Here is a 25,934-nt window from a genome sequence, read left to right as displayed (position 1 = left end):
CGAGCCATTCCTCGTTACCTTCGATCCATCGACGAGTGCGTGGATGTGAAGGAGGCCGTCGTGGCTGCAGTGAGGCGCTCGGTGCCGCTCCAGGAGCAACACCAGGTGTTCCGCGGCGTGTTCGAGGACTGGCAGACCAGGGCCGGTGCCCTGTCGGCCCTGCCGGACGCACCGGTCGTGCCGGACGACACCCGGCGGGGCCGGACCGCGTGGCGTCGGCTGCGCACCCGCTTCGTCCGGACCACGGGAGCCCGCCGAGCCGTCGCCATCGACTGGCCGGCCGCCTGACAGTGCCGACGCGAGGAGGGGCCGCCGATGATCCGGCGGCCCCTCCTCTCCCCTCCTGGTGCTGCCTTCCCGGTCCGTCACTACCGGGGCAGCACCACGACATACGCGGCCGGGTCGCGGTCGGCCGCCGCCATCAGGGCCGTACGGACCACCGCCGCCTGCTGCTCCATCGAGTCCCGCAGCTTCTTCGGGGTGATGTGGACGACCGTGATGCCGAGGCGCTCCAGGTGTTCGCGCTTGCGGGCGTACTCGGACCACAGGGCGTCGTCGTCCTGCCGATGCCCTTGGCGGGGGGCGCGGGTGTCCAGCTCGACCGCCACCGCCTGGTCCGGCCAGTAGGCGTCCAGGCCGCCGAGGTGGGGACCGCCGGGCAGGCGCAGGTCGACGTTCCAGACGGGGTCGGGCAGGCCGTGGACGTGGACCATCTCGTACAGGCGGTCCTCCGCGATCGCGCGGCCCTCGGCGAGCAGGGAGTCCACCGCGTCCACCACGTGCGGGCGGGACAGGAGCTTCGCCTGGTTCAACTCCCGCACCACCGACGCCGGTTCGCAGTGGCCGCCGCGGACGGCTTCGGTCAGCAGCCGGCGTACGGCGCTCGCGTCCGTCAGTTCGGCCACCGCGTCGGCCAGGGCGCGCGGGACCGGGGCCACCGGCAGGCCCGTCACCTGCTGGGGGGTGGGCAGCGCGGCGGTGCGCAGGATGCGGGCGCAGCCCGTGGAGCGCAGCCGGCGCATACGGGGGACCAGGACGTCGATCTGGTCCAGCGCGGTGAGCGGCGGCGTGGCGGAGAAGCCGTGCAGGGTCAGCGCCGCGAGGCCCGTGATCACCGCGTCCGGGTAGGCGGGGGCGTGCGCCTCGCCGGCGTTCGGCTGGGACGGCACCCCGGGCGACCGTTCCCGCGCCGCGTACATCAGCACCGCGTGCAGGCGCTCCTCGCTGGTCGGCGGGCCGGGGTGGAGCAGGAAGACGCCGGGGAGGACCTGCTGCCAGGGGCCGCCGGGGCGGCACTGCTCGTTCATCTCGGCGGGCGAGATGCCGTGCGACTTCAGCTGTGCGGTCGTCATGACGCGGCGGTGCACGTCGGAGAGGTGGCGCAGGGGGCGGGGGGAGGCCGGGGGGAGCGGGGTGTTGTGGTTCATGACCGGGAGGTTCCCGCGTCCTGTCCGCCCTTTAACCGCTGTTACACGCCCGTCGACAAAAGCGGACAACCTGGCACTAAAGGACGGGTGTTCGGATGCCGAGTAGGCACGGAAAACCCCTGGTCCGTTCGGGTTGGACCAGGGGTTACGGCTGCTATTGCCTGAATTCCGTAACGGTCACGGAGGGCCGTGATCGTTGGCCAAAGGTCTTATGAGGTTGACGCGGCCGCCGCCGCATCACACGCCTGCCCCCGCAGCCCCCGCGCCAGGTCGTCGCGCGCCTCCAGCACCAACCGCCGCAGCGCCGGCGCCGCGTCCTCGTGGGCCGCCAGCCACGCGTCCGTCGCGTCCAGCGTGGCCTGCGACTGCTGCAGCCCCGGGAACAGGCCCCGGACCACGTCCATGCCGATCTGGATCGACCGCTCGGCCCACACCCGCTCGATCGCCGCGAAGTACTTGTCGGTGTACGGCGCGAGCAGCTCCCGCTGCGAGGGCTGCGTGAAGCCCGCGATGGTCGCCTCGACGAGCGCGTTGGACAGCGCGTCGGACTCGACGACCTGCGCCCACGCCTGCGCCTTCACCGCCGCCGACGGCCGGGCGGCGAGGCAGCGGACCTGGTGGCGCTTGCCGGAGGCGGTGTCGTCGCGGGCCAGTTCGGCGGCCAGCACCGACTCGTCCGCCACGCCGTGCTCGGCCAGCGGCCCCAGAAACGCCCAGCGCAGCTCCTGGTCGACGTCCAGGCCCTCGATCTTCTCGGTGCCCTCCAGCAGGCCCCGCAGCAGCCCCAGATCCTGCGACCCCGACGCCACCGACGCGAAGAACCGCGCCCACGCCAGCTGCTGCTCGCTGCTCGGCGCGGCGGCCCGCAGCTCCCGCAGCGCACCCTCGGCGAGCAGCTGTTCGCCGGTCGGCCGCCACTCGGGCGTCACATAGTTGACCAGCGACGAGTTCGCCCACGCGTGCAGCATCTGCAGCACGCCGATGTCGGACTCGCGCCCCGCGAACCGCAGCACCAGGCCCACGAAGTCCCGCGCCGGCAGCAGCGCGTCCCGCGTCATGTTCCACAGCGCCGACCAGCACAGGGCGCGGGCGAGCGGGTCGGTCAGCGCGCCCAGGTGCTCCCGCAGCGTCGCCAGGGACGTCTCGTCGAAGCGGGTCTTGCAGTACGTCAGGTCGTCGTCGTTGACCAGAACCAGCTCCGGGGCCTCGGCCCCCGCCAGCTCCGCCACGACCGTGCGCGGACCGTCGACGTCCACCTGGGCCTGCGCGAACCGCTCCAGCGCCCCCTGCGCGCCCCGCCGGTACAGCCCCACGGCGACCCGGTGCGGGCGCAGTTCGGGGTGCGACTCGGCCGCCTCCTGGAGCACGGCCAGCTCGTCGACGCGCCCCTCGGCGTCCAGCAGCACCTGCGGGGTCAGCGCGTTCACGCCCGCCGTCTGCAGCCAGGAACGCGCCCACGCGCCCATGTCCCGCCCGCTGGTCTCCTCCAGGACCGACAGCAGGTCACCGAGGCGCGTGTTGCCGTACGCGTGCCGCTTGAAGTAGCGCCGCGCACCCTCCAGGAACGCGTCCTGGCCGACGTACGCGACGAGCTGCTTCAGTACGGAAGCGCCCTTGGCGTACGTGATGCCGTCGAAGTTGAGCTTCGCGTCCTGCAGATCACGGATGTCGGCGGTGATCGGGTGCGTGGAGGGCAGCTGGTCGGCGCGGTACGCCCAGGCCTTGCGACGGTTGGCGAAGGTGATCCAGGCGTCCTTGAAGCGGGTCGCGCCCACGTTCGCGAAGGTGCCCATGAAGTCCGCGAAGGACTCCTTCAGCCACAGGTCGTCCCACCACACCATGGTGACCAGGTCGCCGAACCACATGTGCGCCATCTCGTGCAGGAGGACGTTGGCCCGGCCCTCGTACGACGACCGCGTCACCTTGCCGCGGAAGATGTACTCCTCCCGGAAGGTCACCATCCCCGGGTTCTCCATCGCGCCGAGGTTGTACTCGGGCACGAACGCCTGGTCGTACTTCCCGAAGGGGTACGGGTAGTCGAAGTGGTCGTGGAAGAAGTCCAGGCCCTGCTTCGTCACCAGGAAGACGTCGTCGGCGTCGAAGTACGGCGCGAGACCCTTGCGGCACATCGCGCCGAGCGGGATCTCCAGCGTCGTGCCGTCCGCGAACGTACGCGAGTAGGAGTCCGTGACGTAGTGGTACGGGCCCGCCACGACACAGGTGACGTACGTCGAGATCGGCTTCGTCTCCGCGAACCGCCACACCCCGTCGGTGAGTTGACCGGCCCCGTTGCTCCACACCGTCCACTCCTCGGGCGCCCGCACCTCGAAGCGGAACGGGGCCTTGAGGTCCGGCTGCTCGAAGTTCGCGAAGACGCGGCGGGAGTCGGCCGGCTCGTACTGGGTGTAGAGGTAGACCTCGCCGTCCTCGGGGTCGACGAAGCGGTGCAGGCCCTCGCCGGTGCGGGAGTAGGCGCACTGGGCGTCGACGATCAGCTCGTTGTCTGCGGCGAGGTCCTCCAGGGTGATCCGGGAGCCGTCGAAGACCTCGCTCGGGTCCAGGTCCTTGCCGTTGAGGGAGACGGCCGTCACACTCGGCGCGATCAGGTCCGCGAAGCTGGTGGCGCCGGGTTCGGCACAGCGGAAGCGGATCGTGGTGACCGAGCGGAAGGTGCGCGGCGCCTGGCTTGCGGAGCCCTCGTCGCCCACGGCGGAACGGACGTCGAGGGACACGTCGTACCCGTCGACGGACAGCAGGGCAGCCCGCTCCCGGGCCTCGTCGCGGGACAGATTCTCACCGGGCACGGGCGGTACTCCCTTGAGTTGGTGTTCAGTATGCGGACAGCCCCGATCCTGCCATGTGCACCTGACGCACAGCAGGCGGGAATGGGCGGACCGACCAGGAACGTTCCCCGGGGAAACGCTTCCCCTTGAGGAGAGACATGTCGGACAAGACCCCCGTCGACTTCTGGTTCGACCCCCTGTGCCCCTGGGCCTGGATGACCTCGCGCTGGGTACTGGAGGTCGAGAAGGTCCGCGACATAGAGGTCCGCTGGCATCTGATGAGCCTGGCCGTCCTCAACGAGGACAAGCTCGACGAACTGCCGGAGCAGTACCGCGAGCTGCTGGAGACCAAGGCGTGGGGTCCCGTCCGGGTCGTCATCGCGGCACAGGAGGAGCACGGCGCCGAGGTGCTCGGCGACCTCTACACCGCGCTCGGCACCCGCATCCACAACAAGGAAGAGGGCCCCGGCAAGGAGACCGTCGCCGCCGCCCTGAAGGACGTCGGCCTGCCGGACTCCCTCCTGGAGCACTGGGACGGCACCCCCTACGAGCCGCAGCTGCGCGCCTCCCACAAGGAGGGCATCGAGAAGGTCGGCCAGGAGGTCGGCACCCCGGTCATCGCCGTCCCCGGCGCCGACGGCGAGCAGATCGCGTTCTTCGGCCCGGTCGTCACCCCCGCCCCCAAGGGCGAGGACGCCGCAAGGCTCTGGGACGGCACCCTCGCCGTGGCCTCCGTGCCGGGCTTCTACGAGATCAAGCGCACCCGTACCAAGGGGCCGGACTTCAGCAACCTGTAGGGCTCACGCCGGTTCTGTGGCGGCGGCCTGGATCTTCAACTCCTCCGGGAGCAGGCCGCCGTCGCGCTGCTTGTGCCACGGCTGGTACCACCGGCAGCCCTCGCCGGTGCAGCGCCACAGGTCGCCACGGTCCGCCTTGATCGCCTCCAGTTCCTTGGGGGTGAGCGGCCTGAACTCCTGCGTGCCGCTGCCGGCACACCTCGGGCAGTGCTTGTCCCGGAAAAACATCAGCCCCTCCTCGCCATCACCGCCAGATCGGGGAAGTCGGTCACCACCGCGTCGACCCCCAGCCCGTAGTACAGCGCGTACTCCGCGAACGCGTCCCCGAAATCGTTCGCTCCGCTGCCGCGCCGCAAGTCCGCCGGCAGGAACTGGTTCTCCGCCCGGAAGGTGTACGGCCCCACCCGCAGCCCCGCCGCATGGGCGTCCGCGAGGACGGACGTACCGACGAGCGACGACTTGTCCGGCCCGATCCAGTGCGCGTACGCGGCGATCCGCGCCAGCCCCGCCGGCGTCATCATGTCCTTGTACGTCGTCGGATCACCCGCCAGGACGAGGTCGTACGGCCCACCCGTCGTCCCCAGCGCCTGCCACAGCGGCACCCCCAGCCGCTCGGCCGCGATCCGCTTCAGGCTCGTCGGCTCGAAGGACTGCACGACACACTCGCGCCGGCCGAGGCGGCACCGGCGGATCGCCTCCGCCAGCTTCGGCTCCAGGGGCAGGCCCAGTCCGCGGAAGTACGTCGGGTGCTTGGTCTCCGGGAAGACGGCGATCGTGCGGCCGTACGCCTTCGACAGCCTGCGCGCCAGGCCGACCACCTCCTGGAAGGTGAGCACCTCCTCGCGGCCGTCGAACACGGTGTTGCGGTTGCGGACCAGCGGCAGGCGCTCCACCGCCCGCAGCGTCTTCAGCTCCGCCAGCGTGAAGTCCTCGGTGAACCAGCCGGTCACCGCCCGCCCGTCCACCGTCTTCGTCGTGCGGCGGTCCGCGAACTCCGGGTGGGACGCCACGTCCGTCGTCTGCGAGATCTCGTTCTCGTGCCGGACGACGAGCACATGGTCCTTGGTCGGCACCAGGTCCGGCTCGATCCAGTCGGCGCCGGTCTGCACGGCGTACGTGTACGAGGCCGCCGTGTGCTCCGGGCGCCAGCCGGCGGCGCCGCGATGGCCGATGACGAGCGGCCGCCCCGGTGTCCCGGAGCCGGCCGTCGCCGCAGCCGCCTCGGCGGCCGCCGCCGTCGCGGGTACGGCCGCGGCCGCCGTGGTGCCGGCGGCCGCGAGCAGCAGGGATCTACGTCTCGGGTGCATACAACTCCCTTTCCTCGTACGGCTCTTCACGAGCGCGTCGTCGTACGGCCTCAGGTACGTGCCCGGCCGCGTGCCTCCGCCAGCCGGGTCAGGTGCTCCTCATAGCCCTGCGTGTAATACGCCGCCCGGCCCCCGTCCGGCTCGACGACCGCCGCCGGCCGCGTCCACGCCTGCGCGTCCAGCGCCACCCCGTACCGCTCGGCCGCCGCCAGCACCGCGCCCCGCGCGCCCACCTCGCCCTCGACGACCCTGAGCGGCCGCCCGAGGACATCGGCGAGCAGCCGCATCCAGGCAGGGCTGCGCGTACCGCCCCCGCACACGGCCAGCGTCCCGGTCAGCCCCGCCGCCTGAAGGCAGTGCCGGGCCGCGTAGCCGATGCCCTCGCAGGTCGCCCGGACCAGATCGGCGCGGGTCGACTCCAGGCAGACGCCGGTCAGTTCGGCGCGCAGACGCGGCTCGACGAACGGCGCGCGCTCGCCCGAGGGCGCGAAGTACGGCAGCACCCGCACCCCGTGCGCCCCCGGTGGGGTCTCGGCCAGCAGCCCGTCGACCTCCTCGTGCCGGACGCCCGTCGTCGACAGCACCCAGTCCAGCGCCGCCGTCCCGACCATCGCGGGCATCGCGCGCAGCCAGTGCCCGGGGCGGTCGGTGTTGATGTACAGGCCGGCCGGTTCACCCGTTAGATCGAGGTCGGTGGTCGCGACCAGGCTGGCCAGGCAGGTGCCGACGATGAGGAGACCGTCGCCCGCGGACGTCACCCCCGCGCCGAGCGCGCAGGCCGGCAGGTCGTACGGCCCGTTCGCGATCCGCGTCCCGGCCGGCAGCCCCTCGCCGCGCGTCCGCGCCGTCGCGACCGGATCGCTGACGGGGGCGAGGAGGCCGCGCCGGTGGGTCAGACCCAGCAGCTCCACGACCCGGTTGTCGTACGTCCGCGTCCGCGGGTCCAGGAACGGCATCGACGCGTCCGACACATCCGTGGTCGGCCCTGTCCCCGTCAGCCGCTGGAACACCATGTCCTTGCAGTACAGGGCGGCCCTCGCGGCATCCAGCGCCTTCGGCTCGTGACTGTCCAGCCACGCCAGCAGCGGCCCCGGACACCCGGGGAACATCGCGCTTCCCGTCCGCCGGAACACCGTCTCGAACGTGCCGTCCGCCAGCCAGCGGTCGACGAGTTCGTGCGCCCGCCCGTCCATCCAGGAGGCGGCGGGGCGCACCGGCCGCCCCTCCGCGTCCACCAGCCACACCCCGTCGCCCTGTCCGGTCAGCCCGGCGAGCTCGATCGGTTCCGGGGCGCGGGAGGTCAACTCCTCCAGTACGGCGACGACCGCCCCGTACAGCTCGTCCATGTCCTGCTCGACCACCCCGCCGTGCAGGGCGAGCCCCACCGGGCGGGAAGCGACGGCCAGTTCGCGGCCCTCGGTGTCGAACGCGGCGGCTTTCACCGTGGACGTGCCTACATCGATACCGACGTACATAACGCCTCCCGGCTCAGGTCAGACAGTGCGCCAGCTGCTCCCCGCGCACCCAGCGGCCCACTTCCGCGGCGGCGATCCGCGCCGCCTTCTCCGCCACCGCGCGGGACGCACCGCCCAGGTGTGGGGTCAGGACGAGCCGGTCGGCGAGGGCGTGCAGCCGTGAGTCCGGCGGGAGCGGCTCCCGTACGTACGTGTCGAGCGCCGCAGCCGACAGACGCCCGCTCGCCAGCGCGTCGCACAGCGCCTCCTCGTCCAGCAGCGGCCCCCGTGCCGCGTTCACGACCACCGAGCCCTCCGGCAGCAGGGCGAGTTCACGGGCGCCGATCAGGCCGCGGGTCTCGGCGGTGAGACGGGCATGCAGGGTGATCACCCGCGAGGCGCGCAGGAGGTCGTCGAGGGAGGCGACCCGCAGGCCGTGGATCTCGCCGTGCACGTACGGGTCGTACACCATGACCCGCGCACCGAACGCGCACAGCACCCGCGCGACCCTGCTGCCCACCGCCCCGTAGCCGACGAGCCCGACCGGCAGGTCCTCCAGCTCCAGCCCACTGTGCTCGTACGTGTAGTACGTCGCCCCCTCCCAACTGCCCTGCCGAGCCAGGAGGTCATGGGCCTGCGGGATCCGGCGCAGGGCCGCCAGCATCAGGCCGACGGTGAATTCGGCGGTGGCGGCGGCGTTGCGGCCGGGGGCGTAACACACCCGGACGTCGTGCCGCTTGGCCGCGTCCAGGTTGACGTTCACCGGGCCGCCCCGGCACACGACCACCAGCCGCAGGTCCGGACAGGCGTCGAGGACGCGCTCGGTCACCGGACCCATCTGGGTGACCAGCACCTGCGCACCCGCAAGCGCGTCGATCAGCTCGTCCTCGGCGTCACTCGCCTCCGTCACCTCGGCCACCGGGCCGAAGGGGTCAAGGGGCCAGCCGAGGGTCAATTCGTCCACGTCGCAGGCGAGTTGGTGACCGAGCGCCTCGGTGATGAGCGACGGCAGGATGAAGTGATCGCCTGCGGCCACCACGCGCACGCTGTTCCCGTTGGTCATCGCAGCGAGTCTCCTGTCACGGCGTCGAAGACATGGGTGAGGTGAGGGTCGGCGGTGACGTGGACGCGGTCGTCGTGGGCGAGGCGCACCTCGGGGGCGGTGAGGACGACGAGGGGGCGTTCGACGCCGTCGAGGGCGAGGGTCGCGATGCCCGACTCCAGCAGGGGTTCGTGGGCCACCACGCGGGTGGGCAGGCCGTCCTCGCCGGTCAGCTCCAGGTCCTCCGGGCGGATGCCGACCACGACCTCCCGGCCCGCCGCCACCGGCACCGGCAGCGCGATCCGCGCCGCCTCGGACAGCCGGGCGTGACCGTCGCCGTCGGCGACAGCGGGCAGGAGGTTGATCGCGGGCTCGCCGACGAAGTCCGCGACGAAGAGGTTGGCGGGGCTGTCGTAGATCTCGTACGGGGTGCCGAGCTGCTGGATGACGCCGTCCTTCATCACGGCGATCCGGTCGGCGAGGGAGAGGGCCTCCTCCTGGTCGTGGGTGACCAGGATGGTCGTATGGCCCAAGTCCTTCTGGATGCGCTTGAGTTCGCGGCGGGTGGTGTCGCGCTGGGCCGCGTCCAAGTGGGACAGGGGCTCGTCGAGGAGCAGCACGTCCGGTTCGCGGATCAGGGCGCGGGCCAGGGACACGCGCTGTTTCTGGCCGCTGGAGAGGCCGGCGGGGCGGGCGTCGAGGATGCCGGTGAGGTCGACGCGCTCGGCGATCTCCTTGACCTTGCGGTCGACGTCGCCCCGGTCGGCCCGTCTGCGTGCCTTCAGGCCGAAGGCCAGGTTCTCGGCCACCGTCAGCGGCGGGTAGAGGGCGTAGTTCTCGAAGGCGACCCCGATGTTGCGCTGCTGGGCCGGGCGCGCGGTCATGGACGTCCCGCCGACCAGGATGTCCCCGCCGGTCACCGTCTCCAGGCCGGCGATCATCCGCAGGGTGGTCGACTTTCCGCAGCCCGACGGGCCGAGGAGGCCGAGCAGCTCGCCGGAGCGCAGGGTCAGGTCGATGCCGCGTACGGCGTCCACCGACGGGCGACCCCGCGCCGAATAGGTCTTGCGCAGATCACGTAGCTCCAGCTCGGTCATCGCTGCCCTTCGTCACGGTCGGTGCCCCAGGACCTGTCCGGGCGCAGACTTCGTAGGTGACCTTGTGCTCGTCCAGGTCCCGCAGCGCCTGAGCCGACGCCCCGTCGTCCACGAGGAGCAGGTCGAAGCGGGAGAGCGGGACCACCCGGTGCAGGGCGACCCTGGCGAGCTTGGTGTGGTCGATCAGCAAGATGTTGCGGGCGGCCGCGTCGAGCATGGCCCGCTTCACCGACACGATGTGCTGCTCCTGGTGGTAGGCGTAGCCCCCGCGCACGGCCGACGTCGACGCGAAGCAGACGTCCACGCGCAGCTGCTCTATCGCCTCGACACAGGACACGCCGAGGAAGGAGGAGTGCAGCGGGTCGTAGTCGCCGCCGAGGGCCATGAGGTGGATGCCGCGCTGGTCGGAGAGCAGGTTGATCGCTTCCAGGAAGTTGGTGACGACCGTCAGCGGGGTCACCTCGCCGTGCCGCAGCCTGCGGGCTATCTCCAGGGTGGAGGTGGAGTCGTCCAGCATGATCGCCATGCCGGGCTCGATCAGCTTCAGCGCGCGGTCGGCGACGGCGGCCTTCTCGGCGCGCATGGTCTTCAGGCGGTACTGCACGTTCGACTCGAAGACTCCGGAGGGCTGGGCCGTCACTCCGCCCCTGGACTTCCTTACGATGCCCTGCCGTTCCAGCTCGTCGAGGTCCCGGTGGATGGTCATCACGCTCACCCCGAAGTGCTCGGCCAGCTCGGCGGCCGTCGCGGAGCCGTCGGCGAGGACCCGCTCGGCCATGGCGGCCTGGCGGGCGGCGGGACCCTGTTGCGGGGTGCTGCTGCTGGTGTTCATGGTGTCTCGATCCGTCGTCCTGGGCGCTTGGGCCGGTCGGCCTCGAACAGCAGCAGGTTCTCAGGCCGGACCGACAGCCGGACCGGATCGTCGGGCCGCAGCCCCGTCGTGTCGGAGCGCGGGGCGACCAGCGACACCTGGTGCTCGCCCAGCCGGACGGTGACCTCGACGGACCGCCCGAGCACCTCGGTGACATAGACGGTGCCGGTGAGCTCGTGCCCGGGGCCGTGCAGGGTGATGTCGCGGGGACGCAGCCCGATCAGTACGTCGGTGCCGGGAGCCGCCTGCGCACCGACCGGCAGCTCGATCGTCCCGTCCGCCGAACGGAACCCCCCGTCCCGCGTCACCACCCCCGGCAGCAGGTTGATCCGCGGCCGTCCGAAGGCCCGCGCGACCTCCGTGTCGCAGGGCCGGTACCAGATCTCCTCCCGCGTCCCCGTCTGCACGATCCGCCCGTCCCGGATGACCCCGATCCGGTCGCCGAGCGCCAGCGCCTCGACGGAGTCGTGCGTGACGTACAGCGTGGTCGTGCGCTGTACGGCCCCGATCGCCTTCAGCTCGGCCCGCATCTGCTGGCGCAGCTTGGCGTCGAGGTGGGAGAGGGGCTCGTCGAGGAGGAAGGCGCGGGCGGGGCGGACCAGGACCCGGCCGAGGGCGACACGCTGCCGCTGGCCGTTGGACAACTGGCCGACCGGGCGGTCCAACAGGGCGGAGATGCCGAGGAGTTCAGCGATCTCACCGATCCGCTCCCGCGCCTGTGCGGCGGGGAGGCGGTGGCGCGGGGAGCGGAGCGGCGAGGCCAGGTTGTCGTAGGCCGACTTGTGCGGGTAGAGGGCGTAGCTCTCGAAGCACATCGCGACGCCACGGTCGTACGGCTCGACGTCCCGCATGTCCTTGCCGTCGAGTTCGACGGTGCCGGATTCGGGGAGTTCGAGGCCGGCGACGGTCTTCAGCGTCGTCGTCTTCCCGGCCCCCGACGGGCCGAGCAGACAGAAGAACTCGCCCTCCCGGACCTCCAGGTCGAGCCCGTCCAGGGCCGTGGTCCTGCCGTACGTCTTCCGGATCTCCCGCAGTGCGATGGCCGTGCTCATGATTTCACCGCCCCGAACGACAGCCCCCGCACCAGATACCGCTGGATGGTGAGGGCCAGCAGCAGCGGCGGTACGACCGAGACGAGCGCCGCCGCGGCCGTGAGGTTGTACTTGGGCCGGTCGCCGCCCAGGAAGGACAGGGCGCCCACGGTCACGGTCTGGGCCTCGTTGGAGGTGAGGATGAGGGGGAAGACGAAGTTGTTCCAGGCGAAGATGAAGGCCAGCAGCGACACGGCCGCGATGCCCGGCTTGACCAGCGGGATCGCCACCTTGAAGAACGCCTGCTTGCGGCTGTAGCCGTCCAGCAGCGCCGCCTGCTCCAGCTCCGGGGTGAGGTCGGCGAAGTACGACCGCATGATCCACACGATCAGCGGCAGCGTGACCAGCTGGAGCACCCACACCATGCCGACGTAGGTGTCGAACAGTCCGAGCTTCTGGTACAGCACGAACAGCGGGATGATCACGGTGAGTTCGGGCGCGAACCGGAACGACAGCAGCGTGAACATCAGGTTCTCGGAGCCCTTGAACCGCCAGCGCGCCGAGGCGTACGCCGCGGGAAGGCCGACGAGGAGCGACAGGGCCACCGCGCCCAGCGACACGACCAGGCTGTTGACGAAGAACCGCACGAACGGGATGCCCTCGCTGTCACCGAGGACCGTGCGGTAGCCGTCGAGGGTGGGGGAGAAGGAGAAGTACGTGGAGAAGAGCTCGTTCGTCGGCTTCAGCGACAGGATCACCATCCAGGCGATGGGGAACAGCGCGAAGACGAAGTAGAGGATGAGGGCGGCATCTGCCAGCCACCCCAACAGGCGCTTTTTGATGGTCATTTCACCTCGGCCGCCTTCCGCTGGATCTTCCCCAGGTGCTTCACCAGCACCATCGCGGCGAGATACACCACGGCCCACAGCACGATCGTGTAGCTGATCCCGAACGAGTACCGCTGGAAGCGGATCGCCTCCAGGTACGCCCGGATCTGCAGGACGACGGTCGAGTCGCCCGGCCCGCCCTCCGTCAGGGCGTAGATGATGTCGAACACCTTCAGCGAGTCCATGAACCGGAAGATCACCGCGACCAGCACATACGGCCACAGCATCGGCAGCGTCAGCCGCCGGAAGGTGTACCACCAGCCCGCCCCGTCGACGGCCGCCGCCTCGAAGGGAGACGTGGGCAGCGAGCGCAGGCCGGCCAGGGCGAGGATCGCCACGAACGGGGTGTAGACCCAGACGTCCACGGCGATCGACGACAGCAGCGCGCCGGTCGGGGTGTCCGTCCACTGGACTCCGCCCAGCCCGAAGGGTTTCAGGAGGTAGTTGATCACCCCTACCGACGGCTGGAGCATCAGCTTCCAGATGATGGCCGCGATCACCGGCGCGATCATCAGCGGCAGGATGAGGATCTTCTCCAGCACCCGCCCGACGATCGTCGACCGGTGCAGCAGCAGGGCGACGGCCACGCCCAGCACGGTCTCCACCGCGGCCGCCCCGACCGCGTACAGCACCGTCACCCACGCCGAGTTCCAGAAGGCCTCCTGCGTGAAGACCGTCTCGTAGTTCTCGAACCGCACCATGTCCGGCTGCGGTTTGCTCGCCGAGAAGTCGAACAGCGTGTAGTAGAGGCCGAGTCCGAAGGGATAGAGGATCCCGCAGGTCAGCAGCAGCGCGGGGACGATCAGGACGTACGGGCGCAGGGCGAGCCGCCATCCCATCGCGCTAGCCCACCTTGTCGGCGAGGTCGCCCGCCAGCCCGTCGAGCACCGACTTGGCGCCCTGCCCGCCGTAGATCTCCTGGAGGGCGGCGGCCCAGCTGGTGGTCGCGTCGAAGAACTGCGCCTGCGGGGTGAACTGGATCTTCGTCTGGTCGACGACCGTCTCGAAGGTCTCGATGAAGCCGGGCAGGTGCTTCATCTTGTCCTTGTAGGCGCCGTCGTCGGCGATCGACTTGCGCACCGGGTCGATGTGGTTGTGCGTGATCGCGCTCTTGAGCAGGTGCTCCTTGCCGGTCGCCCACTGCAGGAACAGCCAACTGGCGCTCTTCTTCTTGCTCTTGGCGTTCATGCCGAGCGACCAGATCCACATGTTGGTGGCCAGCGAACCGTCCGGTCCCTTCGGACCGGGGTGGAAGGCGATCTTCCCGGAGGCGGGGCTGGCGCCCTCGACCGCCTGGAAGTACGCGGCGGTGTCCGCATCGAACAGCATCCCGGCCTTCTTCGCACCGAGGTCGCTGGAGCACTGGTACCAGGTGTACGACGTCCAGGACGGCGGCCCGCCCTGCTTGACCATGCCGGCCCAGTCCTCGGTGAAGGCGACGGCCTGCGGGGTGTTCATGGCGGGTGTGAGCTTCCCGTCCTGGACTGTGAAGTCGCGCAGGCCGTTGCGGGCGTACATCGTCATGAAGCCCGGGTGGATGGTGGCCCAGCTGCGCGAGCCCCGTACGGCGATCCCGTACATGCCGTCGAAGCCCGCACCCGGCGCCTTCCGCTTGATGGTCCCGGCGAGTTCGCGCAGCTCGTCGAAGGTCTCGGCGGGCTTGAGGCCGAGTTTCTTGAAGACGTCCGTGTTGTAGGCGACGACGTTCGTCTCCCAGCCCCACGGCAACGCGTACTGCCCGCCCTGCCCGAGCGGCGCGCCCGCCTTCAGGGACCACTGGTCGGCCTGGAGGAGGTTCGGGAAGAAGTCGGCCTGGTCCCATTCGGAGCCGGTGGCCGAGGAGTTGCGCATCCAGGGGCCGAGGTCTTCGAGCCAGCCGGGCGGCCCGTACTGCCAGACCATGTAGGCGCCCAGCATGAAGACGTCGTACGAGGCGCGTCCGCTGGACAGGTCGACGGTGAGCTTGTCGAAGTAGTTGTCCTCGGGGAAGACGTCGTACTCGACCTTGATGCCGGTCTTCTCGGTGAAGGACTTCAGGTCGGCGATCAGCGCGTCCGTGTAGGGGTGCTTGTTGAGCAGCGCCTTGACGGTCGTGCCCTTCTCCCGCTTCCAGTCGAAGGAGCCGGTGACGTCGTCCGCGGCCGAGCCGTCGCTTTTGTTGTCGTCACCGCCGAACCCGGCCCCGCAGGCCGCGAGCAGCGGGGTCGCGGCGGCCGCGGCGGTCAGGGCGAGGAAGCGGCGGCGATCGTGCACGTGCATGTCCATCCGTGACCTCCACGTGGGGTTCGGCCATCCGGGTGCTGGGGTGCTGCGTCTTCCCGGGGGATAACCCCCGGACCCCCAGCAGAAAAGCGGGTTGGCCGGGAGGGCCGGCACGAAGATCGCGCGGCAAACCGGGTTAACACGGCGAGTCGACTCGTTAACAGAGGGTGGAACGGCGGAAGTTGGGCGTCAATCCCTCGCGCAAGGGAAAATCTCAGTGCAGAGTGAGAAGTTCACGGATCGGGATGTGCGAACGGCCCAAAAGGGCGGGAGGTCCGGATGGCGGACGAGCAGGAGGCGTGGCTCGGGATCGACCTGGGGACCCAGAGTGTCCGGGTCCTGCTGGTCACCGGGGACGGCACCGTCCTCGGCAGCGGTTCGGCCCCACTCGCCGGGCGGCGGGACGGGGTGCGGCACGAGCAGGATCCGGGGGAGTGGTGGGAGGGGCTGTGCGCGGCGTCCCGGGCCGCGCTGCGGGGACACTCCCGGGTACGGGTCGGTGCGCTCGCGGTGTGCGGGACGTCCGGGACCGTACTGCTGACGGACGGGGCGGGGCGGCCGATGAGCCCCGCGCTGATGTACGACGACCGGCGCGCGGCGCAGGAGGCGGCGCGGGCGCGGGCGACGGGGCTCGCGGTGCAGGACACCTGGGCGCTGCCGAAGGCGCTGTGGCTGACCGAGGCCTACGGCCAGGGCCGGATCACCCACCAGCCGGACCTGATCGTCGCCCTCCTCACCGGCGAACTCCCCCCGGCCGACTCCAGCCACGCCCTCAAGACCGGCTACGACCTGGAGCGCGACGCCTGGCCGACCGCACTGCCCCGACTCAGCCTCCCCGACCGGGCGTTCCCCGACGTCGTCCGCCCCGGCAGCCCCCTCGGCGAGGTCTCCCCGACCGCCGCCGAGGCCACCGGCATCCCCGCCGGCACCCCCGTGATCGCCGGGATGACCGACGGCTGCGCGGCCCAGATCGCCTCCGCCGCCCTGCGCCCCGGCTCCTGGAACTCGGTGCTCGGCACCACGCTGGTCCTCAAGGGCGCGTCCGCGACGCCGGTCCGGGACGCGACCGGCGTGGTCTACAACCACCGTGCGCCGGACGGGAGTTGGCTGCCCGGCGGTGCCTCAAGCGTGGGCGCGGGCGTGCTCACGGCGGCGTTCCCCGGCGCCGACCCGGCGGCAATGGACAAGCTGGCCGCCGCATACGAGCCGTCCGGCGCGATCACCTACCCCCTGGTCTCCCCCGGCGAGCGCTTCCCCTTCCTCGCCCCGGACGCCTGCGCGCTCGTCCTGGGCGAACCGGAGTCCGACGCCGACCTGTGGGCCTCGCTCCTCCAAGGCGTCGCCTTCACGGAACGCCTGTGCCTGGACTACCTGCACCACCTGGGCGCCCCCGTCGACGGCCCCCTCACCTTCACGGGCGGCGCCGCCCGCAGCCCGTACTGGAACCAACTGCGCGCCGACATCCTGGGCCGCCCGGCCCGGGTCCCGCAGCAGACGGAACCGGCCCTGGGCATGGCGGCGCTGGCGGCGTACGGCGCGGGCGCGACACCCCACCTCCAGGAGGCCGCGGAAGGCATGGTCCGCATCGGCACGACCGTCGAACCCCGCCCCGACCGCACCACCCGCTACGCCGAACCGTACGCCCGCCTGGTCGACGCCCTGACGGCCCGAGGCTGGCTCCCACCCCCGGTCGCGGCGCACGCACACGCCCGCCTGGACATGGATACTTCGGCTTCATGACCACGAGTACGCCGAGTGCGACGCTGCTGCTGGCCCGGCACGGACAGACCATCTGGCACGCCGAGAACCGCTACGCCGGCGTGAGCGACGTGCCCCTCACCGACACGGGCCGTGCCCAGGCCGAGGCCCTCGGCCGCTGGGCCGCCGCCCACCCGGTCGACGCGATCTGGACGTCCCCGCTCTCCCGCGCCGTGGCCACCGCCGACCCCGCCTGCCGGGCCCTCGGTCTCACTCCGCACCGCGAACCAGGCCTGCGCGAATGCGACTTCGGTGTGCTGGAGGGCCGTACGCTCGCGGAGTTCGCGGCCGAGGACCCGGCGGCCGCGGAGGCCTTCCGCACCGACCCGGTGGCCCACCCGTTCCCGGCGGCGGAGAACCCCGTCGCCGCCGCCGACCGCGGAACCGCCGCCCTGCGCCGCATCGCCGCAGCCCACCCCGGCGAACGCGTCCTCGTCGTCGCCCACAACACCCTGTTCCGCCTGGTGCTGTGCACCCTGCTGTCGATCCCGGCCGGGGAGTACCGCAGGGTGTTCCCGCGGTTGCGCAACACGGCGATCAGTGAACTCCTCGTAAAAACCGACGGATCCGCCGCACTTCTCTCCCTCAATGTGCCCTGCGAGCCGGACGTCCCGTAGCACCATGTGCCCATGACGGAGATCGACACCTCGGTACCGCACTCGGCCCGCATCTGGAACTACTGGCTGGGCGGCAAGGACAACTACCCCGTGGACGAGGCGGCCGGCGACGCCTACACCGCCGTCTTCCCCGGCATCGTCACCATCGCCCGCAGCAGCCGCGCGTTCCTGGGCCGCAGCATCCGGTATCTGGTCACGGAGGCGGGCGTACGCCAGTTCCTCGACGTCGGCACCGGGCTCCCCACCGTCGACAACACCCACGAGGTCGCCCAGCGCCTCGCCCCCGAGTCGAAGATCGTCTACGTCGACAACGACCCGTTGGTGCTGGCCCACGCCCGCGCCCTGCTCACCTCGACGCCCGAGGGGGTGACGGCGTACGAGGACCTGAGCCTCTACGAGCCGGACAAGATCCTCCAGGCGGCCTCCCGGACCCTCGACCTCACCCGCCCCACGGCCCTGATCCTCAGCGGCATCCTCGGCCACGTCGCCGACCACGACCAGGCCCGCGACCTCGTCCGCGACCTCCTGGCCGGCCTCCCCTCCGGCAGCTACCTCTCCCTCAACGAGGGCTCCCGGGGCACCGACCCGGCCTACGAGTACGCCCAGGACGCCTACAACGAGACCGGCGCCGTCCCGTACTTCCTCCGCCCGGTCGACCAGATCGCGGCCTTCTTCGAGGGCCTGGACCTGGTCGACCCCGGCATCGTCTCCGTCCCGCTGTGGCACCCGGAGCCGGGCGACCAGGACGCCCAGCCGATCGGCCAGCACGGCGGACTGGGCCGCAAGCCCTGACAGTGAGTCCTGCCCGACGGCCGTAGGGCTCAAATCACGACCACCTACGGCCGCTGCAACAATCCCGTTGCTCCAGGCGCACCATCGCCGCATCGCCAGTTCGATCAGCGGCAGGGCTTCGAGTTCCAGGTCATATCCGGACTCGCCGTAGCGTCATCGCTCGTTCTCCCCGTCTGCTGCTCGGGTCGGCGCCCATAGCCGTAGCCGTCGGCGCGCTGCAGTAGGCGGACATGGCGGTGATGGACTCCTTGGACGAGACCGTGGTCGGTGCGGATGTTGAATCTGCCGGTGGAGCGCACGGCGACCCGTCCCTTGTGCGTTCCGGAGTTCTTTCCCGTGGGGAGCCGTGGCGGCTGCGGTTGTATTTCGTGCGCCCGCCAGACCAACTGTGTACCGAGTTCCTGAAGTCTTCGCCACAGGGACCATCGTGTGGAGTTCATCGCCGCAGCATCCCGCAGCGGTGCCTTGGCATGGGCGAGGATCCTCGCGACAAGCCGAGGCTTGTCCTTCAGGAACTTCTCCACCGAGAGGCTGCCCTTGGCGTGGTTGCACGGGCGGCAAGCCAGCGTCAGGTTGGACACCCGGTCCGATCCACCGCGTGAGCGAGGTCTGATGTGCTCCACCTGAAGGGGCACCCCGGACGCGCCGCAGTATGCGCATGCGCGCCCCCAGTGCTCAAGGAGGTACTGGCGCACTTCATAGCCCGCGAGCGTGCCTTGCTGATACTCGATCCCCTGCAAGGACACTCCCACGCTCATAGCGTGCACATCGAAGGCGGTTCGCTCGATGTGGACCTCTGTCACTGGCGCCCAATTCTGCAAGCGCCGGACCCAAGAGCAAGTGGTATCCACTCGGTGCTTCAAGGACGGAGGCAGCCAGCCTTCCGGGCGGCGACGGTTGTAAATTAGATACATCAAGTTCGATGGATCTGATCCGAAGTACGTTGGTGGGCGTGAACGGAGTCGAGCTGTTCCTGCTGGGGCGTGCACTCATGAAGATCGGTGAAGAGGCGTTGCCGGAGCCTCCCGGCGGTGTCGGCCGATATGCGGGCAGTACTCGCCTGGTGCTGGTCGTGGCCAGCGACATCGCAGGGCATCCGGACAGTGCCGTCGGCGAGATCGCTGCCCGCACCGGTCTGCCGCAGAGTCAGGTGTCCGCGGCCGTCGCCCGGCTGAAGGAGGCCGGATCGGTGCACACTGTGCCGGACCCCACTGATCGGCGGCGCGTGCTTGTGCGTCCGGCGGGCGAGGTGTCCGAGCGAGTGGCGCAGGTTCGCGCCACTGGCATTGAGAAGGCACTCGCCGCGGCGCTCGGTTCTGATGACCGGCAGCGGCTGAGGGAAGTCACGGAAGCGCTGAACGTACTCGCCCGTAACCTCGCACCGACGATAGGTGCCCACCCTTGAAGTTGCGTCATGTCGTCTCTGGGTGTGCATGACGCACAAGGAAGGCCCTCGCGAGTCACGTCCTCGCGAGGGCCTTCCCCCTATCTGCCTGCCACGTGAAAGGTGAGAAGACGATCACGAGCAGGACACTTCAGGCGTGCCTCACGGCGCCAGCAGCAATACGTCGGCGCGGGACTTCGCGGCCTCGTAACGCCGCGCAACGTCCTGCCAGTTGACGACCCGCCACATCGCCTCGATGAAGTCCACCTTCTGGTTCTTGTACTGCAGGTAGAAGGCGTGCTCCCAGGCATCGAAGACGAGGATCGGCACCGAGCCCTGACCCACGTTGCCCTGGTGGTCATAGACCTGCTCGATGACGAGGCGGCCGCTCAGGGGCTCGTATGCGAGCACGCCCCACCCGGACCCCTGGGTGGTTGCGGATGCCTTGGTCAGCTGGGCCTTGAACCCGGCGAAGGAGCCGAATGATTCGGTGATGGCGTCCGCGAGGTCACCCACGCCGTCCGCAGCGAGGGGCTCACCGCCCCCGTCTCCGCTCATGTTCGTCCAATAGATGCTGTGCAGGATGTGCCCGGACAGGTGGAACGCCAGGTTCTTCTCCAGCCCGTTGACCGAGCCCCACGACTCCTTGTCGCGCGCCTCCGCAAGCTGCTCCAGGGTGTCGTTCGCACCTTTCACATAGGCCGCGTGGTGCTTGTCGTGGTGCAGCTCGATGATCTCGGGGCTGATCACGGGCGCGAGCGCGGCGTAGTCGTAGGGCAGTTCCGGGAGTGTGTAGACGGGCATGAAGGGTCCCCTCAGATGCTCTTGTTGCAAGTAGCTTGCAATAACAAGCTAACAGCAAAAAGCCCCCGTGTGGATCACACGGGGGCTTCGGCGCCGTAGAAGGGGGTGTCAGCTCTTCGCGCGGGCCCGCTGCCACGCGTACCCGACCACCGCAAGGAACACCGTCATCCCCCCGGTCGAGTACAGCTGCACCCGCGTATCCGGCTCCCTGGCCATCAGCACGAAGATCGCCGTCATCCCCGCCAGCGCGACCCACGTCAGCACCGGGAACGCCCACATCCGCACGACCAGCTTCTCCGGTGTCTCGCGCTCCAGCCGGCCGCGCAGCCGCAGCTGGGAGACGGCGATGAAGATCCAGACGACGAGGATGACCGCGCCGATCATGTTCAGCAGCCAGGGGAAGACGTCGTCCGGCCGCCAGTAGCTCAGCGCCACGCACACGAAGCCGAACACGGAGGAGGCGAGGACGGCGATCCGCGGGACGCCGCCCGAAACGCGGCCCAGCGCCGCAGGCCCCTGCCCGCGCTGGACGAGGGAGTAGGCGATGCGCGAGGAGCCGTAGATGTTGGCGTTCATGGCGCTCAGCAGCGCGACCAGGACCACGACGTTCATCACCTGGCCGGCGCCGGGGATGCCGAGGTGGTCGAGGGCGGCGACGTAGGGGCCCTTGGCGACGATCTCCTTGGAGTCCCAGGGGACGAGGGTGACGACGACCGCCATCGAGCCGATGTAGAAGAGGGCGATGCGCCACATGGCCGTCCGGACGGCGCTGGCCACGCCGCTGACCGGGTTCTCCGACTCGGCGGCGGCGATGGTGACCGTCTCCATGCCGCCGTAGGCGAAGACGGAGGCGAGCAGGCCGATGATCAGGCCCTCGCTGCCGTTCGGGAAGAAGCCGCCCTCACCGGTGAGGTGCGCGGTCCCCGGCGCGTCCGTGCCCGGCAGGACGCCGGCGATCGCCAGCCCGCCCAGCACCAGGAACAGCGTGATCGCGCCGACCTTCAGTGCCGCGAACCAGAACTCGAACTCGCCGAAGTTCTTCACGGCGGCCAGGTTCGCGCCGCAGAAGACGACCATGAACAGGGCCACCCACGCCCACTCGGGCGTATGCGGCAGCCAGGTCGTGACGATCTTCGCGGCGCCGATGCCCTCCAGGCCGACGGCCGTGCAGAGCAGGACCCAGAAGGACCAGCCGGCCGTGAAACCGGCCCACGGGCCGATCGCCCGCTCGGCGTGCGCGGAGAAGGAGCCGGAGGAGGGGTATGCGGCCGACATCTCGCCGAGCATCCGCATCACCAGCATCACGAGGAGGCCGGAGAGGACGTAGGCGATGACGATCGACGGGCCGGCGGCGGCGATACCGGCGCCGGAGCCGACGAACAGGCCCGCCCCGATGACACCGCCGAGGGCGATCATCGACAGGTGGCGCTGCTTGAGGCCGTGGTTGAGTCCGGGGGAGACGCCGTCCGCCTTCGGGGGCGTCTCCGTGGAGGTGCTGGGCATGGGCGCGGCTCGTCCAATGCGTGAGAGGGCAAAAACGCCCACAGTCTGGGCAGCCTCTCCGGCCAGAAGGAGAGGCTGCCCACTATGCGGACACTCGCCGCACTGTGCGTGAAGTGACGGCTACGCCGCGACGGGTGGGGCGGCCGGCGTGTAGTGCGACGCGTCCCCCTCGATCGAGTGGCTCTCCTTGCCCTCGATGCCGACCGGCACGTCACCGGCGACGGTCACCCGGTGCAGACGGCGCGGCAGGCCGTCGTAGTTGTCGATGGCGTAGTGCTGGGTGATGCGGTTGTCGAAGACGACCAGCTGGTTCTCGGACCAGCGGTGGCGAAGGATGTTCTCCGGCCGGGTGACGTACGCCTGGAGCAGGTCCAGGATCTTGCGGGACTCGCCCGGGGAGAGGCCCACGATCCGCTGGGCGAACCCGCCGATGAACAGGCCGCGCTCACCGGTCAGCGGATGGACGCGGACGACCGGGTGGACCGTGCGGTACTTGATCGACGTGAACTCGGCGCGCTGGGCGGCCTGCTGGTCGTCGACCTCCTCGTCCGGTACGGCGTAGTCGTAGTCGTTGGTGTGCTCCGCCCATAGCGTGTCGGCCAGCCTCCGCAGTGGCTCGGGCAGCTGGCGGTAGGCGGCCGCCGAGCTGGCGATCAGGGTCTCGCCGCCGTAGGGCGGGATCGTGATGCTGCGCAGGGTGGTGGCCTGCGGCGGGTTGAGGACGAAGGTGACGTCGGTGTGCCAGTGGTTGGCCCGGCCTCGCTCGCTGTCCACGGGCAGCACGTTCGCGGCGCCGTCGACGGCGGACACCGTCGGGTGGGCGGTGGTGATGTCGCCGAAGTGGCGGGCGAAGGCCTGGTGACCGGCGTCGTCCAGGTTCACGTCGTCGAAGACGAGGGCCTTGTGGACGTTGAGGGCCTCGCGCAGAGCGGCGACCTGCTCCTCGGCGAGGGGCTTGGAGATGTCGACGCCAAAGACGCGGGCGCCGATGTTGGCGGTGACCTTCTGGATGTCGAGGGAGTCGAGAGACATGTGCGGTCCTTTCAGACGAGGGCGGGTGCGGACGGGCTGACGTACTGGTTGGCGGGGCGCGGGAGGCCGTAGCGCTCGCGCAGGGTCCGGCGCGGGCCGTACTCGCCGCGGAGCAGGCCACGGGCGCGGAGGATCGGGACGACGTGGTCGACGAAGGCGTCGAGACCGGAGGGCAGGACCGGCGGCATGATGTTGAAGCCGTCGGCGGCGCCCTGCGTGAACCAGGTCTCGATGGCGTCGGCGACCTGCTCGGGCGTACCGGCGAAGGTGAGGTGGCCGCGCCCGCCGCCGAGCCGGCCGATGAGCTGCCGCACGGTGAGCCGCTCGCGCCGGGCCAGCTCCACCACGAGCGTGTAGCGGCTCTTGGCGCCCTCGATGGCGTCCTCGGAGGGCAGTGAAGCGGGCAGCTCGGCGTCCAACTCCAAGGATCCGGACGCCAGTTGCAGCAGGCTCTCCAGCCGGCCCACCCCGTGCGCGTACACGATGTGGTCCTCCAGCTCCTGCTCGGCCGCCCGCGCCTCGGCCTCCGTCGAGCCGATCACCGGGACGATCCCGGGCAGCACCTTGATGTGGTCCGGGTCGCGGCCCACTTGCGAGGTACGTGCCTTGAGGTCGGCGTAGAAGGCCCGCGCGTCCTCGATCGTCTGCTGCGCGGTGAACACCGCCTCCGCGTACCGGGCGGCGAAGGCCTTTCCGTCCTCGCTCGACCCCGCCTGCACGAGCAGCGGGTAACCCTGCGGTGAGCGGGGGACGTTGAGGGCGCCCTCGACGCTGAAGTACGTTCCGCTGTGCCGAGGCGGATGGATCTTGGCGTCGTCGCCCCACACGCCGGCCGCCTTGTCGGCGACGATCGCGTCGTCCTCCCAGCTGTCCCAGAGCTTCAGGGCGACGTCCAGGAACTCGGCGGCACGGGCGTACCGCTCGGCGTGCGCGGGCTCGGCGTCCAGGCCGAAGTTCCGGGCGGCCTCGGCACCGGCGGTCGTGACGATGTTCCAGCCCGCCCGGCCGCCGCTGATGATGTCGAGGGAGGCGAACTTGCGGGCCAGGTTGTAGGGGGAGTTGTAGGAGGTGGAGGCGGTGGCGATGAGGCCGATGTGCTCGGTGGCCGTCGCCAGCGCGGTGAGCAGGGTGAGCGGCTCCAGGGCACCGGCCGGGCGCTGGGCGAGGTTGTTCCACAGCTGGGGGCCGTCGGCGAGGAAGAGGGAGTCGAAGGTGCCGCGTTCGGCGATGCGGGCGAGATTCACGTAGTGGGCCAGGTCCACGTGCGCGTACGGGTCGCTCTCGGGCAGGCGCCAGGAGGCCTCGTGGTGGCCGGTGTTCATCAGGAAGGCGTTGAGGTGGAGCTGTCTGGTCATGGGGTCCTTAGGTTTGGGCAGGTGGCTGCATCCAGCCCGTCTGGGGGTGCCCCCTCTGGGGGAGTTTGAGGACGAGGCCCGTTCAGGGCCGAAGCGGGGGTCTGGGGGGCGCAGCCCCCAGGGATGGGACGGGTAGGGGCGGCGGGGGCGAAACCCCACCCGGCGGTCACCCGACGTCCTCGGTCACACCCAGCGCGCCGAGCAGCCGCTCTCGGTACTCCCCGAGCAGCGGATCCCGGTACGAGCGCGGGTGCGGCCGGTCGATGGGCAGGTCGAGCCCGATACGGCCCTCCTCCAGCACGAGCACCCGGTCGGCGAGCACGATCGCCTCGTCGACGTCGTGGGTGACCAGCAGCACCGAGGGCCGATGCCGCTCCCACAGCTCCCGCAGCAGGGCATGCATCTTGATCCGGGTGAGGGCGTCCAGCGCCCCGAACGGCTCGTCGGCGAGGAGCAGTTCGGGCTCCCGAACCAGCGACCGGGCCAGTGCCGCACGCTGCGCCTCGCCCCCGGACAGCTCGCTGGGCCAGGCGCGCTCGCGGCCCTTCAGCCCCACCTCTTCGAGGGCCTCCCGCCCCTTCCTGTCGGCGTCCTTGCCGTCCAGACCGAGCAGTACGTTGTCCAGCACCCGGCGCCAGGGCAGCAGCCGCGAGTCCTGGAAGACCACGGACACCCGGCCCGGCGCGGTGAGCTGCCCGCTCCCGGCCACCTCGTGGTCGAGGCCCGCGACGGCCCGCAGCAGGGTGCTCTTGCCGGAGCCGCTGTGCCCGAGCAGCGCGGTGAACTGGCCGGCGGGAATGTCCAGGTCGATGCCGTCGAGGACGGTACGTCCGGCGAAGGAGCGGGTCAGTCCCCGGAGCTGGACGGCGGGGCGGGTCAGCTGCTCAGTGTGCGGCGCCACGACAGCACCCTCCGTTCGACGATGCGGACCGCGCTGTCGGAGACGAGGCCGAAGATGCCGTAGACGACGAGGCCGACGAGGATGACGTCCGTCTGGCCGTAGTTCTGCGCCTGGAACATCAGGTAGCCGAGTCCGCTGGTGGCGTTGATCTGCTCCAGCACCACCAGGCCCAGCCAGGACCCGGTCACCCCGAGCCGCAGCCCGACGAAGAAGCCGGGCAGTGCGCCGGGGATGACGATCTGCCGGATGAACCGCAGCCGGTTCAGCCCCTGCACCTCGGCGAGTTCGACGAAACGGCTGTCGATGCCGGACAGCGCGGCGTGCGTGTTGAGGTAGATCGGGATGTAGACGACGATCGCGATGATGGCGACCTTGAAGGTCTCGCCGATGCCCAGCCAGAGGATGAACAGCGGGATCAGACCGAGGGTCGGGATCGCCCGGTTGAGGTTCACCGTCCCGTCGATCAGTGCTTCCCCGGTCCGGCTGAGCCCGGAGGCCAGCGCGAGGGCGACCCCGGCGGCGAGACCGAGGGCGAACCCGGTCCCGGCGCGTTGCAGCGAGGTCAGGATGTCGTCGGGCAGGGTCCCGGCGGTCCACAGGTGGGCGCCGGTCTCGACGACGGTCCAGGGCGCCGGGATCGCGCCGGGATCCAGTGCCCCGGCGGCGGAGGCCGCGGCCCACAGGACGACGAGGAGGGCGGGGCCGGCGAGTCGGGCGGCGGGGACGCGTTTGCCGGGGGCCAGGGAGCGGCGCCGGCGGACGCGGTGGTCCGGCGCCGGCTCCGGCTTCGCCGGTGGCGCCGCGGTACTCACACTCGTCGTGGTCATGGC

Annotated in this window: 25 protein-coding genes; 6 read left to right on the top strand and 19 right to left on the bottom strand. The window is 70.6% G+C overall.

The features are described 5' to 3' along the window. Nucleotides 1–60: 60 nt before the first annotated feature. Complete coding sequence (locus PBV52_RS15600; protein ID WP_274238964.1) at nucleotides 61–288, top strand: hypothetical protein; 228 nt, start codon at nucleotides 61–63, stop codon at nucleotides 286–288. Between the two features lie 80 nt (nucleotides 289–368). Here PBV52_RS15600 and PBV52_RS15595 read toward each other — a convergent pair whose 3' ends face one another. Then, entirely contained in the window at nucleotides 369–1,427 is a 1,059-nt protein-coding gene (locus PBV52_RS15595; protein ID WP_274238963.1) for a hypothetical protein, read from the bottom strand. Between the two features lie 209 nt (nucleotides 1,428–1,636). After that, nucleotides 1,637–4,231 carry an aminopeptidase N gene (pepN, locus tag PBV52_RS15590; protein ID WP_274238962.1) on the bottom strand — a complete coding sequence of 865 codons (2,595 nt, stop codon included), beginning with the start codon at nucleotides 4,229–4,231 and terminating at the stop codon, nucleotides 1,637–1,639. Between the two features lie 137 nt (nucleotides 4,232–4,368). Here pepN and PBV52_RS15585 point away from each other — a divergent pair, with 137 nt between their 5' ends. After that, complete coding sequence (locus PBV52_RS15585; protein ID WP_274238961.1) at nucleotides 4,369–5,007, top strand: DsbA family protein; 639 nt, start codon at nucleotides 4,369–4,371, stop codon at nucleotides 5,005–5,007. Nucleotides 5,008–5,010: 3 nt separating this feature from the next. Here the strand turns inward: PBV52_RS15585 and PBV52_RS15580 are convergent, their stop codons facing one another. Genes PBV52_RS15580 through PBV52_RS15535 form a run of 10 tightly spaced genes read right to left on the bottom strand, consistent with a single transcriptional unit; the run spans nucleotide 5,011 to nucleotide 14,961 of the window. Further along, nucleotides 5,011–5,235 carry a hypothetical protein gene (locus tag PBV52_RS15580; RefSeq protein ID WP_274238960.1) on the bottom strand — a complete coding sequence of 75 codons (225 nt, stop codon included), beginning with the start codon at nucleotides 5,233–5,235 and terminating at the stop codon, nucleotides 5,011–5,013. Next, a complete protein-coding gene (locus PBV52_RS15575) occupies nucleotides 5,235–6,314 on the bottom strand; it encodes a glycerophosphodiester phosphodiesterase family protein (RefSeq protein ID WP_274238959.1) in 1,080 nt (359 codons plus the stop codon). Before PBV52_RS15575 ends, PBV52_RS15580 begins: the two co-directional genes overlap by 1 nt. Nucleotides 6,315–6,364: 50 nt before the next feature. Next, nucleotides 6,365–7,789, bottom strand: coding sequence for an FGGY-family carbohydrate kinase (locus PBV52_RS15570; protein ID WP_274238958.1), 1,425 nt, complete (start codon nucleotides 7,787–7,789; stop codon nucleotides 6,365–6,367). Between the two features lie 13 nt (nucleotides 7,790–7,802). After that, nucleotides 7,803–8,831 (bottom strand): 2-hydroxyacid dehydrogenase, encoded by a 1,029-nt coding sequence (locus PBV52_RS15565; RefSeq protein ID WP_274238957.1) that lies wholly within the window; start codon nucleotides 8,829–8,831, stop codon nucleotides 7,803–7,805. Then, the gene (locus PBV52_RS15560; RefSeq protein ID WP_274238956.1) at nucleotides 8,828–9,907 is read right to left on the bottom strand and encodes an ABC transporter ATP-binding protein; all 1,080 of its coding nucleotides are present in this window, start codon (nucleotides 9,905–9,907) and stop codon (nucleotides 8,828–8,830) included. The genes PBV52_RS15565 and PBV52_RS15560 overlap by 4 nt, the downstream gene beginning before the upstream one ends. Continuing rightward, complete coding sequence (locus tag PBV52_RS15555) at nucleotides 9,885–10,739, bottom strand: DeoR/GlpR family DNA-binding transcription regulator (protein WP_274238955.1); 855 nt, start codon at nucleotides 10,737–10,739, stop codon at nucleotides 9,885–9,887. The genes PBV52_RS15560 and PBV52_RS15555 overlap by 23 nt, the downstream gene beginning before the upstream one ends. Further along, entirely contained in the window at nucleotides 10,736–11,830 is a 1,095-nt protein-coding gene (locus tag PBV52_RS15550) for an ABC transporter ATP-binding protein (protein WP_274238954.1), read from the bottom strand. Before PBV52_RS15550 ends, PBV52_RS15555 begins: the two co-directional genes overlap by 4 nt. Then, the gene (locus PBV52_RS15545; protein WP_274238953.1) at nucleotides 11,827–12,657 is read right to left on the bottom strand and encodes a carbohydrate ABC transporter permease; all 831 of its coding nucleotides are present in this window, start codon (nucleotides 12,655–12,657) and stop codon (nucleotides 11,827–11,829) included. The genes PBV52_RS15550 and PBV52_RS15545 overlap by 4 nt, the downstream gene beginning before the upstream one ends. Continuing rightward, nucleotides 12,654–13,535: a carbohydrate ABC transporter permease gene (locus tag PBV52_RS15540; RefSeq protein WP_274238952.1), complete on the bottom strand. Its 882-nt coding sequence runs from the start codon at nucleotides 13,533–13,535 to the stop codon at nucleotides 12,654–12,656. Before PBV52_RS15540 ends, PBV52_RS15545 begins: the two co-directional genes overlap by 4 nt. A gap of 4 nt (nucleotides 13,536–13,539) precedes the next feature. Continuing rightward, nucleotides 13,540–14,961, bottom strand: a complete 1,422-nt coding sequence (locus PBV52_RS15535) for a sugar ABC transporter substrate-binding protein (protein WP_274238951.1) — start codon at nucleotides 14,959–14,961, stop codon at nucleotides 13,540–13,542. A 276-nt stretch (nucleotides 14,962–15,237) separates the two neighbouring features. On the opposite strand from PBV52_RS15535, the gene PBV52_RS15530 reads away from it, so the two are divergent. From PBV52_RS15530 to PBV52_RS15520, 3 genes are read left to right on the top strand one after another with little or no spacing between them, the layout of a single operon-like run. Next, nucleotides 15,238–16,698: an FGGY-family carbohydrate kinase gene (locus PBV52_RS15530; RefSeq protein WP_274238950.1), complete on the top strand. Its 1,461-nt coding sequence runs from the start codon at nucleotides 15,238–15,240 to the stop codon at nucleotides 16,696–16,698. Continuing rightward, a complete protein-coding gene (locus tag PBV52_RS15525) occupies nucleotides 16,695–17,333 on the top strand; it encodes a histidine phosphatase family protein (protein WP_274238949.1) in 639 nt (212 codons plus the stop codon). Before PBV52_RS15530 ends, PBV52_RS15525 begins: the two co-directional genes overlap by 4 nt. Before the next feature lie 12 nt (nucleotides 17,334–17,345). Further along, nucleotides 17,346–18,125, top strand: a complete 780-nt coding sequence (locus PBV52_RS15520; RefSeq protein WP_274238948.1) for an SAM-dependent methyltransferase — start codon at nucleotides 17,346–17,348, stop codon at nucleotides 18,123–18,125. A 104-nt stretch (nucleotides 18,126–18,229) separates the two neighbouring features. Here PBV52_RS15520 and iscB read toward each other — a convergent pair whose 3' ends face one another. Continuing rightward, nucleotides 18,230–19,039 carry an RNA-guided endonuclease IscB gene (iscB, locus tag PBV52_RS15515; protein WP_274249400.1) on the bottom strand — a complete coding sequence of 270 codons (810 nt, stop codon included), beginning with the start codon at nucleotides 19,037–19,039 and terminating at the stop codon, nucleotides 18,230–18,232. A gap of 8 nt (nucleotides 19,040–19,047) precedes the next feature. Between iscB and PBV52_RS15510 the strand changes: the two genes are divergently transcribed. Further along, nucleotides 19,048–19,530 (top strand): MarR family winged helix-turn-helix transcriptional regulator, encoded by a 483-nt coding sequence (locus PBV52_RS15510; RefSeq protein ID WP_274238947.1) that lies wholly within the window; start codon nucleotides 19,048–19,050, stop codon nucleotides 19,528–19,530. 141 nt (nucleotides 19,531–19,671) lie between these two features. Here the strand turns inward: PBV52_RS15510 and PBV52_RS15505 are convergent, their stop codons facing one another. The 6 genes from PBV52_RS15505 to PBV52_RS15480 all read right to left on the bottom strand — a co-directional run bounded on the left by PBV52_RS15505 (nucleotide 19,672) and on the right by PBV52_RS15480 (nucleotide 25,931). Beyond that, complete coding sequence (locus PBV52_RS15505; protein WP_274238946.1) at nucleotides 19,672–20,313, bottom strand: superoxide dismutase; 642 nt, start codon at nucleotides 20,311–20,313, stop codon at nucleotides 19,672–19,674. A gap of 108 nt (nucleotides 20,314–20,421) precedes the next feature. Continuing rightward, a complete protein-coding gene (locus PBV52_RS15500; protein ID WP_274238945.1) occupies nucleotides 20,422–21,816 on the bottom strand; it encodes an amino acid permease in 1,395 nt (464 codons plus the stop codon). A 120-nt stretch (nucleotides 21,817–21,936) separates the two neighbouring features. Next, nucleotides 21,937–22,848 carry a TauD/TfdA family dioxygenase gene (locus PBV52_RS15495; RefSeq protein WP_274238944.1) on the bottom strand — a complete coding sequence of 304 codons (912 nt, stop codon included), beginning with the start codon at nucleotides 22,846–22,848 and terminating at the stop codon, nucleotides 21,937–21,939. A gap of 11 nt (nucleotides 22,849–22,859) precedes the next feature. After that, on the bottom strand, nucleotides 22,860–24,203 hold the full coding sequence (locus PBV52_RS15490) for an LLM class flavin-dependent oxidoreductase (protein ID WP_274238943.1): 1,344 nt from the start codon (nucleotides 24,201–24,203) through the stop codon (nucleotides 22,860–22,862). Between the two features lie 166 nt (nucleotides 24,204–24,369). After that, nucleotides 24,370–25,104 carry an ABC transporter ATP-binding protein gene (locus PBV52_RS15485; RefSeq protein ID WP_274238942.1) on the bottom strand — a complete coding sequence of 245 codons (735 nt, stop codon included), beginning with the start codon at nucleotides 25,102–25,104 and terminating at the stop codon, nucleotides 24,370–24,372. Further along, nucleotides 25,080–25,931, bottom strand: a complete 852-nt coding sequence (locus PBV52_RS15480; RefSeq protein ID WP_373921871.1) for an ABC transporter permease — start codon at nucleotides 25,929–25,931, stop codon at nucleotides 25,080–25,082. Before PBV52_RS15480 ends, PBV52_RS15485 begins: the two co-directional genes overlap by 25 nt. Nucleotides 25,932–25,934: the final 3 nt, after the last annotated feature.

It is taken from the genome of Streptomyces sp. T12, assembly GCF_028736035.1.
In the GTDB taxonomy this organism is placed as follows: domain Bacteria; phylum Actinomycetota; class Actinomycetes; order Streptomycetales; family Streptomycetaceae; genus Streptomyces.
The sequence above is the reverse complement of the archived record's forward strand: the minus strand, read 5'-3'. Positions and strand labels throughout refer to the sequence as shown.